This is a genomic window from Cupriavidus sp. LA-1, assembly GCF_055385985.1.
This window is the reverse complement of sequence record NZ_AP031387.1, coordinates 3,691,561-3,705,026: the sequence shown is the minus strand read 5'-3', so window position 1 is coordinate 3,705,026 and position 13,466 is coordinate 3,691,561. Positions and strand designations below refer to the sequence as shown.

Annotated in this window: 15 protein-coding genes; 12 read left to right on the top strand and 3 right to left on the bottom strand. The window is 67.4% G+C overall.

Features of this window, described 5'->3' with window-relative positions:
• Positions 1-90 precede the first annotated feature (90 nt).
• Both ACZ5MJ_RS17355 and ACZ5MJ_RS17350 read left to right on the top strand, forming a co-directional pair.
• Positions 91-723 (top strand): response regulator, encoded by a 633-nt coding sequence (locus tag ACZ5MJ_RS17355; RefSeq protein ID WP_464221017.1) that lies wholly within the window; start codon positions 91-93, stop codon positions 721-723.
• 81 nt (positions 724-804) lie between these two features.
• Positions 805-1,212 (top strand): response regulator, encoded by a 408-nt coding sequence (locus tag ACZ5MJ_RS17350; RefSeq protein WP_464221016.1) that lies wholly within the window; start codon positions 805-807, stop codon positions 1,210-1,212.
• A 15-nt stretch (positions 1,213-1,227) separates the two neighbouring features.
• On the opposite strand, the gene ACZ5MJ_RS17345 is transcribed toward ACZ5MJ_RS17350, so the two are convergent.
• A complete protein-coding gene (locus tag ACZ5MJ_RS17345; protein ID WP_464221015.1) occupies positions 1,228-2,631 on the bottom strand; it encodes a sensor histidine kinase in 1,404 nt (467 codons plus the stop codon).
• 547 nt (positions 2,632-3,178) lie between these two features.
• Between ACZ5MJ_RS17345 and ACZ5MJ_RS17340 the strand changes: the two genes are divergently transcribed.
• A complete protein-coding gene (locus ACZ5MJ_RS17340; RefSeq protein WP_464221014.1) occupies positions 3,179-3,346 on the top strand; it encodes a DUF1328 domain-containing protein in 168 nt (55 codons plus the stop codon).
• 49 nt (positions 3,347-3,395) lie between these two features.
• On the top strand, positions 3,396-3,824 hold the full coding sequence (locus ACZ5MJ_RS17335) for a DUF883 family protein (RefSeq protein WP_464221012.1): 429 nt from the start codon (positions 3,396-3,398) through the stop codon (positions 3,822-3,824).
• 174 nt (positions 3,825-3,998) lie between these two features.
• Here the strand turns inward: ACZ5MJ_RS17335 and ACZ5MJ_RS17330 are convergent, their stop codons facing one another.
• Positions 3,999-4,319 (bottom strand): DUF1840 domain-containing protein, encoded by a 321-nt coding sequence (locus ACZ5MJ_RS17330; RefSeq protein ID WP_464221011.1) that lies wholly within the window; start codon positions 4,317-4,319, stop codon positions 3,999-4,001.
• Positions 4,320-4,552: 233 nt separating this feature from the next.
• Here ACZ5MJ_RS17330 and argS point away from each other — a divergent pair, with 233 nt between their 5' ends.
• From argS to ACZ5MJ_RS17305, 5 genes are all read left to right on the top strand, one after another.
• The gene (argS, locus tag ACZ5MJ_RS17325) at positions 4,553-6,349 is read left to right on the top strand and encodes an arginine--tRNA ligase (RefSeq protein WP_464221009.1); all 1,797 of its coding nucleotides are present in this window, start codon (positions 4,553-4,555) and stop codon (positions 6,347-6,349) included.
• Positions 6,350-6,466: 117 nt separating this feature from the next.
• Positions 6,467-7,201: an SPOR domain-containing protein gene (locus ACZ5MJ_RS17320; protein ID WP_464221008.1), complete on the top strand. Its 735-nt coding sequence runs from the start codon at positions 6,467-6,469 to the stop codon at positions 7,199-7,201.
• Positions 7,202-7,385: 184 nt separating this feature from the next.
• Complete coding sequence (locus ACZ5MJ_RS17315) at positions 7,386-8,021, top strand: thiol:disulfide interchange protein DsbA/DsbL (protein ID WP_464221006.1); 636 nt, start codon at positions 7,386-7,388, stop codon at positions 8,019-8,021.
• Between the two features lie 107 nt (positions 8,022-8,128).
• Positions 8,129-8,935, top strand: coding sequence for an SDR family oxidoreductase (locus ACZ5MJ_RS17310; RefSeq protein ID WP_464221004.1), 807 nt, complete (start codon positions 8,129-8,131; stop codon positions 8,933-8,935).
• A gap of 2 nt (positions 8,936-8,937) precedes the next feature.
• Positions 8,938-9,771 (top strand): helical backbone metal receptor, encoded by an 834-nt coding sequence (locus tag ACZ5MJ_RS17305; RefSeq protein WP_464221003.1) that lies wholly within the window; start codon positions 8,938-8,940, stop codon positions 9,769-9,771.
• Positions 9,772-9,787: 16 nt separating this feature from the next.
• Here the strand turns inward: ACZ5MJ_RS17305 and ACZ5MJ_RS17300 are convergent, their stop codons facing one another.
• On the bottom strand, positions 9,788-10,864 hold the full coding sequence (locus ACZ5MJ_RS17300) for an MBL fold metallo-hydrolase (RefSeq protein WP_464221002.1): 1,077 nt from the start codon (positions 10,862-10,864) through the stop codon (positions 9,788-9,790).
• A gap of 206 nt (positions 10,865-11,070) precedes the next feature.
• On the opposite strand from ACZ5MJ_RS17300, the gene ACZ5MJ_RS17295 reads away from it, so the two are divergent.
• From ACZ5MJ_RS17295 to ACZ5MJ_RS17285, 3 genes are all read left to right on the top strand, one after another.
• Positions 11,071-11,535 carry a MerR family transcriptional regulator gene (locus ACZ5MJ_RS17295; protein ID WP_464221001.1) on the top strand — a complete coding sequence of 155 codons (465 nt, stop codon included), beginning with the start codon at positions 11,071-11,073 and terminating at the stop codon, positions 11,533-11,535.
• A gap of 128 nt (positions 11,536-11,663) precedes the next feature.
• A complete protein-coding gene (locus tag ACZ5MJ_RS17290) occupies positions 11,664-12,140 on the top strand; it encodes a PaaI family thioesterase (RefSeq protein ID WP_464221000.1) in 477 nt (158 codons plus the stop codon).
• A gap of 62 nt (positions 12,141-12,202) precedes the next feature.
• Positions 12,203-13,384 carry an isovaleryl-CoA dehydrogenase gene (locus ACZ5MJ_RS17285; RefSeq protein ID WP_464220999.1) on the top strand — a complete coding sequence of 394 codons (1,182 nt, stop codon included), beginning with the start codon at positions 12,203-12,205 and terminating at the stop codon, positions 13,382-13,384.
• Positions 13,385-13,466: the final 82 nt, after the last annotated feature.

Sequence of the window (13,466 nt, the reverse complement as noted above, 5' to 3'; positions counted from 1 at the left end):
GCACTACAATGACATCATCGCAAGCGGTTCCGCCTGCACCCGACGTGCACCGGGCTGATGTGCCGGGCCGCTCAACCCGTGGAGCCCACCATGATCCGTGTCCTGATCGCCGATGACCACGAGATTGTGCGTGCCGGGCTGCGCCAGTTCATTTCCGAAGAGCCCGATATCCAGGTGACGGGCGAGGCCGGCAGCGGCGACCAGGTCATGGCGCAATTGCGCGATGCCGAGTTCGACGTGCTGGTGCTCGACATCTCCATGCCCGACCGCAACGGCATCGATGTGCTCAAGCTGATTCGCCAGCGCAAGCCCGAATTGCCGGTCCTGATCCTGTCCACCTACCCGGAAGACCAGTACGCGATCAACCTGATCCGTGCCGGCGCCTCCGGCTACCTGACCAAGGAAAGCGCCCCTGACGACCTGGTCAAGGCGATCCGCACGGTGGCGCAGGGCCGCCGCTACGTGAGCGCCGTGGTGGCCGACCTGCTGATCGGCGGGCTCGACAAGCCGACCGAGCAGCCGATGCACCAGATGCTGTCCGAGCGTGAATTCCAGATCTTCTGCAAGCTGTCGCGCGGGCAGTCGGTGTCGGTGATTGCCGACGAATTGTTTCTCAGCGTCAAGACCGTCAGTACCTATCGATCCCGGATCCTGGAGAAAATGGGCATGAAGACCAACGCTGACCTGACCTACTACGCAATCAAGAACGGCCTGGTCGAATAGGGGGGCCGCAAACTGACTGTATGGCGAACTGCATCACGGACCACGTTGGCCCGCACCGGACGAGAACCAGCAATACTGAATATGTCGGAGCAGGCTTCCAACACTTCCTACCGCGCGCTGAGCATACTGCTGATTGAAGACTCGGCGGTCCTGCGAGGCATGTTGCTCGAATACCTGAAGGATTTCCCGTTCATCGAGAACGTGGACTGGGCCGACACCGAAGCCATGGCCCTGCGGCTGCTCGCCGCCGGCAAGTACGATGTGGTGATCGTTGATATCCAGCTGCGCCAGGGCAACGGCATCAATGTGCTGCGCGCGATGCAGCGCAACGGCTCCGGCGCGGTGCGCATCGTCTACACCAACCACGCCCAGGTCAGCATGTACCGGCGCCAGTGCACCGAGGCCGGCGCGGACTACTTCTTCGACAAGTCGCTCGAGCTCGAGCAGGTGTTCCGCGTGATCGAAGAGCACGCTGCGCCAGCGCCCTGAGCCGGCCGGCACGCGTCAGGCGCGCGCCGGTTCCTGGTTTTCCGGCGCCTCTGCCGGCGCCAGCACCGCGTCTGTCAGCGGCACTTCGATGCGGATGCGCACCCCCGCCTGCGCCGAGGAATCGATCCGCATGCTGCCGCCCAGTGCGGTGACGCGCTGCTCCATGCCCAGCAGCCCGTGGTGGCCGGCGATGCTGCCTGCGTCGAAGTCGGGCGGCAGGCCCTTGCCGTTGTCGCGCACGGTCAGCGTCAGCAGGCTGTCCTGGCAGGCCAGGCTGACATCGATATGCTTGGCTTCAGAGTACTTGCTGGCATTGGTCAGCGATTCCTGCACGATCCGGTACAGCGCGATCGCCGCCTCGTCGCGCAGCGGCGGCAGGTCCTCCGGCACGCTGACCTCGGTTTCCCAGTCATTGCGCGCGCCCACTTCCTCGACCAGCTGGCAGACCGCCGCGCGCAGGCCCAGGTTCAGCAGCACGGTGGGGCGCAGGTCTTCGATCAGGCGGCGCTTGATCTGGATGCCCTGGTCCACGTGCAGCATCACGCGAGTCAGGCGCTCGGCCGCCACCGGATGGTCGTCCTGCACCTTGCGGCGCACCCAGTGCAGGTCCAGCTTGATCGCGGTGAGGATCGCGCCCAGTTCATCGTGCAGCTCGCGCGCCAGGCGTGTCTTCTCGTCCTCGGTCACGCGCTGCAGGTGGGCCGCCAGCGCCGACAGCTGGCGCGTGCGCGCGCGCACCTTGCGGTCCAGCCGCACGCCTTCCTCTTCCAGCTGGGTGCGCACCGCCTCGGCCATGGCCAGGCGCTTGGCATGGCCGAATCCCACCGCCATCATCAGGATGATGTTGATGGCGGTGAGCAGGGCGATGCCGTAGCGCGACAGCTGCACGTCATTGTCGGCGCCCTCCAGCCGGTGCGAGACCGTGCCGGCTTCGCGCGCCTGCAGCTGCTCCAGCCCGCGGCGCGCGTTGTCCATGGTCTGCTTGCCGTAGCCGGTGCGGATCAGGTCCAGCGCCACTTCCAGGTCGCGCTTGCCGTACACCAGCGTCAGCGCCATTTCGTTGAGCTTGCTGTTGACCAGCTTGGAGGTGTCGCCGAACTGCTTCAGGCCCTCGGGGTCATTGGCGTAGCCCGCGCGGATCTGCGCCATCAGCTCGGCGATGCGCGGCAGTGCCTTGTAGTACGGCTCCAGGTAGTTTTCCTTGCCGGTCAGCAGGAAGCCGCGCTGGCCGGCCTCGGCATTGACCAGCTCGCCGTTGAGCGCGGCCAGCTCGGTCTGCAGGCGCTGCGAGCGGATCACGTCGGTATAGCTTTCGCGCAGGCGGATATTGCCGGTTTCCGACGCCACCAGCACTGCCAGCGTCAGCAGGATGCCGCCCGCCAGCAGCAGCGTATGGGGGAGAAAGGACTGCTTGAACATGGGGCAATTCCTGTAAGGACCCGTTTCATCATGAAACAGGGGCGCGAAGGCTGCTGCCGGGCCGCAGGGCTAGGCGTGGCCGACGCCGCGTGGTTACTCCACGCAAGGAGGCCGCAACAACGCCATGCGGCCCGGCAGCAGCCTTCCCTGCGGGTTCAAGCCAGGCGCGGCGCATGCGTCGTTGCGGGCCTTGACCTTGGAATGACCAAGGCCGGCGACCCGCGCCTAGCCTGCGCCGCGCCTGGCTTGAACGCGTCCCCTGTTTCATGATGAAACGGGTCCTAAGGCGCGCCGCTCGCCCGCCGCAGCGCCAGGGAGCGCCCATGGAATCACATCGAACACCAGGGGTCAACCTGGAAACTGCGCCCGCGCGGGCGTTGTCCGGGTGCCTGTAGGACTCCGCTGACAGTGGAATCGGCTCGCTGTCAGTATTGGTGCGCGTGCCGGCTTTCTACGATGAGGCTATGAGCTTGCACCGCTTGGCGCAAGCCCTCACACGGGCCCAGCCGGTGCGCCTGGCGTGGTCCGATCGCTCGGGAGCGTAGCCATGCTGCAATATGCACTCGTATTTTTTGTTATCGCGCTGATCGCCGCGATCTTCGGCTTCGGCGGCATTGCCGCCGGCGCCGTGGAGATCGCCAAGATCCTGTTCTTCATCTTCCTGATCGTGGCGCTGGTCGCCGCGGTCATGGGTCTGGTGCGCAGGGGACGATAGCCGGCGCAGGCCGGCATTGCCCCGCACCGACCGAACCTGAGGAGACCGTATGCTGACGCAGAACCCGAAAGTCCGGAAGGAACTGAACCATCTGTCCGACAGTGCCGACAGCGCCATCCGCCATATCAGGCACGCCGCGCGCGACACGCGCGACGCGGCGGCGCCGGTACCTGCCGAGGTCAGGGCGCTGATCGCCCAGCTGGAGCACACCATCGAAGTGCTGGCGCGCGAGGGCTCTGCGGAGAGCATGCGCGCCGGGCAGCGCCTGCGCGAGCGGGCCAGCGACATGGCGCAGCGCCTGCGCGCCCAGACCGCAGACGGCATGATGCGCGCCCGCGAGCGCATGGACGGCGCGGTAGAGCACGCCCAGCACCGTGTGGCGGAGTCGCCGCTGATGGCGGTGGCGCTTGCCGCGGCAGTCGGTGCGCTGATCGGGCTGCTGCTGGCCAATGGCCGGAATCGCTCAGAGGAGGACTAGCCAGTCTGGCTGAAAGACGTCAAGACCTGCACCGGTATCCGCCTGGCATGCCAGGCGGGTTCCGCAGGGATTTCCCCCTTTTCCGGAATCCTCGTCCGGAAGCCCGGCAGCCTACTGCGGTGCCGGGCGTTTTTTTGCGCGCGGCACGCAGAGGCAAGGCGGCGTCAGGGCGGGTCAGACACCCCAGAGCACGTTGGCGCCCTCGCGTTGCGAGGCACGCAGCATGTCCAGGAACGGGTAGGCGCGCTGGCCCAGGTGCAGCGGTTCCTCTTCTTCCTCGGCGGCGGGCTGCGTTTCGACCGCGGCGTCGGCGGGATGGGCGCGCCGGGCATCGGCGACGGCCGCTTCCAGCTTGTGGATCGCGTGCGGCAATTCTTCGACCGTGATCACCCCTCGCTCCCCAAGACGCTTGCCGATGATGCCCAGCAGCGTCACAGCCAGATCCTTCATCATGATCAGGTCCTGCGCAGCGTGGGATTTGAAGGTGATCAGCATGATGGTTTTTCCTTTCACGGATGGCCGGTCTGGCCAGGATTTGTGGCCCGGATTGTGGTCCGCAGCCATCCTCGCGCATGATGTCAGCATAGCACCTGATAAAATTCCGCGTTCCCGATTCCCATGCCTGTCACGCGGCGCGGCGTTGATTTGCCGTCACTTGCCGTATTCCGGGCGCCGGCGCTGCCCCAGGGCTGCGCCTGAATACCTTGCCCACAGGGCTTCCGACATCCATGCTGCCTGTTCAGACCTCCAATCTTGCCGCCGCGTTCACTGAAGCGGTGCGCGCGCTCGCCCCGGCCGATGCCACCCTGCCCGCCGTCACCTTCGAGCGGCCCAAGGTGGCCGCCCACGGCGACCTTGCCTGCAACATCGCCATGCAGGTCGCGCGCGCGCTCAAGAGCAATCCGCGCGAGCTGGCGCAGCGCATCGTCGATGCCGTGCAGGCCGACGCGCGCGCGCAGGGCCTGGTCCAGGCCATGGAGATCGCCGGCCCCGGCTTCATCAACCTGCGCCTGACCCCGGCCGCCAGGGCCGACGTGCTGCGCGCGGTGCTGGCCGAGGGCGACCACTACGGTGCGCGCGAGCGCGGCGTGCATGGCCAGGTGCTGGTGGAATTCGTCTCGGCCAACCCGACCGGCCCGCTGCACGTCGGCCACGGCCGCCAGGCGGCGCTGGGCGACGCGCTGGCCAACCTGCTGTCGTGGCAGGGCTGGCACGTGCACCGCGAGTTCTACTACAACGACGCCGGCGTGCAGATCCAGACCCTGGCGCTGTCGGTGCAGGCGCGCGCGCGCGGCCTGAAGCCGGGCGACGCCAGCTGGCCCGAGGCCGCCTATAACGGCGACTACATCGCCGACATCGCCGCCGACTTTCTGGCCGGCAAGACCGTCAGCGCCTCGGACGGCGAGCCCGTGACCGCGTCGGGCAACGTCGAGGACATCGACTCGATCCGCAAGTTTGCCGTCACCTACCTGCGCAACGAGCAGGACATCGACCTGCAGGCCTTCGGCGTCAAGTTCGACCGCTACTACCTGGAATCGTCGCTGTACAGCGACGGCCGCGTCGAAGCCGCGGTGCAGTCGCTGATCGGCAAGGGCAAGACCTACGAGAGCGAGGGGGCGCTGTGGCTGCGCACCACCGACGACGGCGACGACAAGGACCGCGTGATGAAGAAGAGCGACGGCACCTATACGTACTTCGTGCCGGACGTGGCCTACCACACCACCAAGTGGGAGCGCGGCTTCACCAAGGTCATCAACGTGCAGGGCAGCGACCACCACGGCACCATCGCCCGCGTGCGCGCCGGCCTGCAAGGCCTGGACATGGGCATCCCGCAGGGCTACCCCGACTACGTGCTGCACAAGATGGTCACCGTGATGAGGAACGGCGAGGAGGTCAAGATCTCCAAGCGCGCCGGCTCCTATGTCACCGTGCGCGACCTGATTGAATGGTCCAATGGCCAGGATGACACCTGCGAGACCATCCGCGGCTGCCTGGACGCCGGCGTGGCCGACTGGCCCGCGCACTTCACCCGCGGCCGCGACGCGGTGCGCTTCTTCCTGCTGTCGCGCAAGGCCGATACCGAGTTCGTGTTCGATGTCGACCTGGCGCTCAAGCAGAACGACGAGAACCCGGTGTACTACGTGCAGTACGCCCACGCGCGCATCTGCTCGATCTTCGAGTCGTGGGGCGGCGCGGACTGGGACGCCCGCCTGGCCGAACTGGCCGGCGCCGACCTGTCCGCCGTGACCGGACCCGAAGCCAGCGCCCAGGCGCAGGCGCTGGGTCGCCGCCTGGCCGAGTTCCCGGACATGCTGTCGGCCGCCGCGGCCGAGCTGGCGCCGCACGCGGTGGCCTTCTACCTGCGCGACCTGGCCGGCGACTTCCACGCCTTCTACAACGCCGACCGCGTGCTGGTGGACGACGAGGCCGTCAAGCGCGCCCGGCTGGCGCTGCTGGCCGCCACGCGCCAGGTGCTGCGCAACGGCCTGGCGGTGATCGGCGTGTCCGCCCCGCGCCGCATGTAAGCAGGCGTCTGGCGTCCCCCGCGCGGGACGCACGGGGCCATCCGGCCCCGGGGACGATGCCAGTGCGGCCGTTGGCGGCACTGGCCCTATAATCCCGGCATCACCGAAGAGGACTTCATGCAACAGCAACGCAAGCGCGAGTCGCGCAAGGTCCGCCGCAACCAGCAACGCGGCGGTACGTTCCTGGGCCTGGTGCTAGGGCTGATCGTCGGGCTGGCCATCGCCGTGGTGGTCGCCCTGTACATCACCAAGTCGCCGACCCCGTTCCAGCAGAAGAATGCCCCGCGCCCGAGCGAGCCGGGCAATGTCGCCAGCCAGCTGCCGCCGCCGGCCCAGCGCGCCGAGGAGGCCCCGAGCGACCCCAACAAGCCGCTGTGGAGCAAGACCCCGGCCAAGCCGGTGGGCCAGCCGCCGGAGCCCGAACCGAAGCAGAACGGCCAGTCCCAGCCCCCGGTGGCGGTGGCCCGCCCGGCCGAGAAGCCGGTGGAAAAGCCCGCGGAACGGCCCGTGGAGAAGCCGGCTGACAAGCCTGTCGCCAGCAAGCCGGCCGAGAAGCCCGCCGAGAAGCCGGTGATCGACCCGATCGCCGAGATCGCCCAGGCCGACGCGCACAAGGTGGGCTACCTGCTGCAGGTGGGGGCGTTCCGCTCGTCGGACGACGCCGACCGCCAGAAGGCCAACCTGGCGATGCAGGGTTTCGAGGCCAAGATCACCGAGCGTGACGTGAACGGCGTCAAGATGTACCGGGTGCGCCTGGGGCCGTACAACCGCATCGACGATATGACCAAGGCGCGCGACCGGCTGCAGTCGTCGGGCTTCGAGTCCTCGGTGATCCGCTTTACCAAGCAGTAAGCCGGACCGCAGGGTCGGGCGTTATCCGGTTATCCCGGGCGGGCGCGGCGGATTGCCGCACCCACCGCCGGATGCCCGGTAACAGCCGCAACACGTTGTCACCAGACGCGGCCGGCGTTTCGCTGAACCGGACGCCGCCGCCGCTGTCATACGCTCATCGTCCAAACCGCAAGGCCGCTCCAAGATGAAAAAACTCGCCGCACTGTTCGCCATGTTCGCCGCCGTGGGCGGCCTGCTGATGTCCGCCCCGTCCCGGGCGGCGCCCGCCGAGGGCAAGGAATACCAGGTGCTGAAGGCGCCCCAGCCGGTCGCCGCGGGCAAGGTCGAGGTGACCGAATTCTTCTGGTACGGCTGCCCGCACTGCTTCGATTTCGAGCCGGAGCTGGAAGCCTGGGTCAAGAAGGAGGGCAGCAACATCGTGTTCAAGCGCGTGCCGGTCGCGTTCCGTGAAGACCTGTTGCCGCACACCAAGATCTTCTATGCGCTGGAAGCCATCGGCAAGCTCGACGCCATGCACACCAAGGTCTTCAACGCCATCCACGTGGACCGCAAGCGCATGACGGACCCCAACGAGATCGCTGACTTCATGGCCAAGAACGGCGTGGACCGCAAGGCCTTCCTGGATGCCTACAACTCGTTCACGGTGACTACCAACTCGCAGCGCGCCAACAAGATCGCCGACGCCTACAAGGTCGACGGCGTGCCGACCGTGGTGGTGCAGGGCAAGTACGTGACCTCGCCGTCGATTGCCGGCAACAAGCAGGGCGCGATCCAGACCATGGATTACCTGGTTGATCAGGTGAAGGCCAGGAAGATGTAATTTGCCGGCGACCTTCGCAAGCCGAGGGTGATCGAAGACCTGTAGCAAGCCAGACGGCTGGTATCCTGTACCAGCCGTTTTCTATTTCAGACTGCATTCCTGCCTTCATGCGCCCCCTCAAAGTCTTCCTCACCGGCGCCTCCAGCGGACTGGGCCAGGCCCTCGCGCGCGAATACGCGGCGCAGGGCGCCATCCTCGGGCTGGTGGCGCGCCGCGAGGACGCGCTGCGCGAGTTCGCCGCCACGCTGCCCAACCCCGGCGCGGTGCGCGTCTACGGCGCCGATGTGCGCGACGCCGACGCCATGGCGCGCGCCGCCGAAGACTTCCTCGGCCATTTCGGCTGCCCGGATGTAGTCATCGCCAATGCCGGGGTCTCGGTCGGCACCGTCGCCAGCGAGCGCGAGGACCTCGACGCCTTCCGCCGGGTGATGGATACCAACTGGTTTGGCGTGCTCACCACCTTCCAGCCCTTCATGCACGCGATGCAGGCGCGCGAGCCCGGCCACTTCGGGCGCCGCGGCACGCTGGTCGGCATTGCCAGCGTCGCCGGCGTGCGCGGCCTGCCGGGTGCGGGTGCCTACAGTGCGTCCAAGTCGGCGGTGATCAAGCTGCTGGAAAGCCTGCGGCTGGAGCAGCGCGGGCACGGCATCCGCGTGGTCACGATCGCGCCCGGCTATATCCGCACGCCGATGACCGCCCGCAACCCGTACCGCATGCCGTTCCTGACCGATGCCGATGTGTTCGCGCGCAAGGCCGTGCGCGTGATCGCGGCCGGCCGGCGTTTCCGCGTGATCCCGTGGCCGATGGGCGTGGTGGCGGCGCTGCTGCACGTGATGCCGCGCTGGCTCTACGACGCGCTGGCCGCGGGCGCGCCGCGCAAGCCGCGGCGCGCCGATCCGCCGCAGGGGTCCTGACCATGTGGCGCGACGCCATCGGCCAGCAGCATGCCGCCGCCACCGGCGTGGTGCGGATCGCATCGCTGGTGCCGTCGGTGACCGAGCTGCTGTTCGCGCTTGGGCTGGCGCGGCAGATGGTGGCGCGCACCGGCTTCTGCATCCACCCGGAACCGGCCGTGCGCGCGTTGCCCAAGGTAGGCGGCACCAAGGACGTGAACGTGGCGCGGCTGCGCGAACTCGCCCCCACGCACGTGGTGGTCAATATCGACGAGAACCGGCGCGAGACCGTGGAAGAGATCCGCGCCTTCGTGCCCAATGTGATCGTCACCCACCCGTGCGCGCCGGAAGACAATTTCGGGCTGTACCAGTTGCTGGGCGGGATCTTCGGCTGCCATGCCGAGGCCGAGGCGCTGTGCACGGCGCTGCAGGTGCAGCTGGACGCCATCCGCGTGCGTCCGTGGCCGGCGCGCCGCGTGCTGTATGCGATCTGGCAGGATCCGTGGATGACGGTGTCGCGCGACACCTATATCAGCCGCATGCTGGCGCTGGTCAACTGGCAGACCTGGCCGGACGGCAGCGCCGCCTTGCAGGCCTGTGCAGGTGGCGATTGCAGCCGCCCGAACGCGCCCGGCGAGCGCTATCCCAGCTTCCGCTGGAGCGATGCGCTGGTGCGCGAACTCGACCTGGCGCTGCTGTCGACCGAGCCCTACCGCTTCACTGAGGACCACGCCGACGCGCTCGAGCGCCAGCTCGGCAAGCCGGTGCTGCTGGTCGATGGCGAGATGCTGTCCTGGTACGGCAGCCGCGCCATCGACGGCGTGCGCTACCTGGCGGCGCTGGCGGCCGCCAACTAAGGCTCGGCTAAGCCATTCAGGCCGCGCGGAAGCGGATCACGCCGTCGTCGCCGGTTTCGCGCACCAGCTCGCCGCGGTGCCACAGGCAGTGCAGGTGGGCCAGCGACTCGCCCATGGCGAAGGTCATCTGGTGGATGTCGAACTGGCGCCTGAAGATCACGCTGACGATGTCATGCGCGCTGCAGGCCTTCTCGCGGCAGGCTTCGAGCGTTTCGGCGAGGCGGTCGACATGGTGCTCGCGCAGCTGCATGATGCGGGTATGCAGGTTGCGGAAGGGGCGGCCGTGCGAGGGCAGGATCAGCACGTCCTGCGGCAGCGGCTCGTACTTGCCAAGCGAATCCAGGTAAAGCTGCAGCGAATTGCCCTCGGGCTCCATGTCGAACACGCTGACATTGGTCGAGATGCGCGGCAGCACCATGTCGCCGGAGATCAGCACGTTGGTGGCTTCGTTGTACAGCGCCACGTGCTCGGGCGAATGGCCGAAACCGGTGATCACGCGCCAGCCCGAAGTGGCCGCATCGGTGCCGATCCGTACCGTGTCGCCCTCCATCATGCGGCGGTACTGTGCCGGCAGGTCCGGCACCAGCGACGGGTAATAGGTCTTGCGCGCGCGCAGCTTTTCCTGGCTGTCGGGATCGGTCAGCCCATGCAGCGCGAAGTGCGCGGCGGCGGCTTCGCCGCCCGCGCTGGAGCCGGCGCCGGTGCCGCTGCCCATCACGCGCGCGCTCATGTAGTCGCCCAGGCTCATCCACAGCCGCACGCCGAAGCGCTTGCACAGCCAGTGCGCCAGGCCGACGTGGTCGGGGTGGCTGTGCGTGACCAGCACGCGCAGCACCGGCAGGCCTTCCAGCTCATTGGCGAAGATGGTTTCCCAGTGGCCCTTGATGACATCGTTGGTGATGCCGCAGTCGATGATGGTCCAGCCGTCGCGGCCGTCCAGGCGGTCGCGCAGCAGCCACAGGTTGATATGGTCGAGCGCGAACGGCAGCGGCATGCGCAGCCAGTAGACGCCGGGGGCGACTTCCTGCTTTGCGCCGGGCTCGGGCATGGTGTCGCCGAACGGGTATTGGAGCTGGTGTTCGAGTGCGTTCATGAGGAGTCTCGTGGTCGAAGCCTGGCGCGGGGCGCGGGCTTTCTCATTCTGCCGCCACGCCGGTCTGCATGAGCAGGAGCGTGAAAGCACCGGTTGCCAGCCGTCGTGGTTGACGCTAACGTAAACGTCAATCATACGGCTCGTTTCCATCTTAAGCGAAAACTTGACTTCGCAACGAACGACCGTTCACTTTCTTTGGGCAGGCTATGTCAGCGACGCCAGCGGCGGCTTCCGCCACTTACACCATCACCGACCTTGCGCGTGAATTCGACGTCACGCCGCGGGCCATCCGCTTCTATGAGGACCAGGGCCTGCTGTCGCCGGAGCGTGAAGGGCCGGGCGGGCGCAAACGCGTCTACAACGGCCGCGAGCGGACCCGCCTGAAGCTGACGCTGCGCGGCAAGAGGTTGGGGCTTACTCTCAATGAGATCCGCGAGATCCTTGACCTCTATGAGTCGCCGCGCGATACCGCCCCGCAACTGGAGCGCTTCCTGCACTCGCTGGCGGCGCACCGGAGCGCGCTCGAACGGCAAATGGAAGACCTGCAGGCGCAACTGGCCGAGATCGACCAGCATGAGCGCCAGTGCAAGGCCCTGCTGGCGGCGCAGATCGGCAAGCCGCCAGCGGACTCGGAAGGCGGCGATGCGCCGGCCCGGACCACCGCCGCCTGAAGCGCCACTTTCACTGGCATCCGTGCCGCCCGGGATTGACGTTTACGTAAACGTAAATAGAATAGCCGGACGGCGCGCCACACTTGTGCGCTGCCCGGCAATCCAAGCTCCTCATCCGGAACCCTGCCATGACCCCATCGACCGCCAGTGCCGTACCCGCTGAACCGGAATCGTTGTCCGCCGCGCGCGCCGACGCCATCGCCACCAGTTTCTCGCGCCAGGGGCTGATGACCACCTTCGGCGCGACCCTGCAGCGGGTGGATCGCGGCGAGGTCGAACTGGCGATGCCATGGTCCGAGGGCGTGACCCAGCAGCATGGCTTCTTCCACGGCGGCGTGGTGGGCGCGCTGGCCGACAGCGCCTGCGGCTATGCCGCGCTGACGCTGGTGGGTGAGGATGAGGCGGGCCTGACCGCCGAGTACAAGATCAACCTGCTGTCCCCCGCCCAGGGCGAACGCCTGGTGGCGGTGGGGCGGGTGCTCAAGCCCGGGCGCACGCTGATCGTGGCGCAGGGCGATGTCCATGTCGAGCAGGACGGCCGCCGCAAGCAGGTGGCCACCATGCTGATGACGCTGTGCGTGGTCAAGACTCTGGGCCACGTCTGAACCGATTGATCCGGGCAATCCGTCCGGAAACCCGACACACACCGATTCCTAAGGAGACCATCATGACCGAACTGCCAGGCCTGAAATTCGATCTGGGCGAAGACATCGAGATGCTGCGCGGCGCCGTGCGCGACTGGGCGCAGGCCGAACTGGCCCCGCGCGCCGGCGAGATCGACCGCACCGACCAGTTCCCGATGGACGCCTGGAAGAAGATGGGCGACCTGGGCGTGCTCGGCATCACGGTGGCCGAGGAATACGGCGGCGCCAACATGGGCTACCTCGCGCACATGATCGCGATGGAGGAAATCAGCCGCGCGTCGGCGTCGGTCGGCCTGTCCTACGGCGCCCACTCCAACCTGTGCGTGAACCAGATCCACCGCAACGGCACCGCCGCGCAGAAGGCTAAATACCTGCCCAAGCTGGTCTCGGGCGAATGGATCGGCGCGCTGGCGATGAGCGAGCCCAATGCCGGCTCCGACGTGGTCAGCATGAAGCTGCGCGCCGAGTTCAAGGGCGACCGCTACGTGCTCAATGGCACCAAGATGTGGATCACCAACGGCCCGGACTGCGACGTGCTGGTGGTCTACGCCAAGACCGAGCCCGAGCTGGGCGCGCGCGGCATGACCGCCTTTATCGTCGAGAAGGGCATGAAGGGCTTCTCGGTGGCGCAGAAGCTGGACAAGCTGGGCATGCGCGGCTCGCACACCGGCGAACTGGTGTTCCAGGACGTGGAAGTGCCGGCCGAGAACATCCTGGGCGCCGAGAACGGCGGCGCCAGGGTGCTGATGAGCGGGCTGGACTATGAGCGCGCGGTGCTGTCCGGCGGCCCGGTCGGCATCATGCAGGCGTGCATGGACGTGGTCACCCCGTATATCCACGACCGCAAGCAGTTCGGCCAGAGCATTGGCGAATTCCAGCTGATCCAGGGCAAGGTGGCCGACATGTACACCACGCTGCAGGCCGCGCGCAGCTACCTGTACACGGTCGGCAAGAACCTGGACGCGCTCGGCAGCGACCACGTGCGCCAGGTGCGCAAGGACTGCGCCGCGGTGATCCTGTACACCGCCGAGAAGGCCACCTGGATGGCGGGCGAGACCGTGCAGATCCTCGGCGGCAACGGCTATATCAACGAATACCCGGCCGGCCGCCTGTGGCGCGACGCCAAGCTGTACGAAATCGGCGCCGGCACCTCGGAGATCCGCCGCATGCTGATCGGCCGCGAGCTGTTCGCGGAAACCATGTAAGCGCAGCCCGGGGGCGCCGAAATCACCCGGAGCCCCCGCCCGAACCCCATTACAATCACACTACCTGTCGCAAGACCTCTCG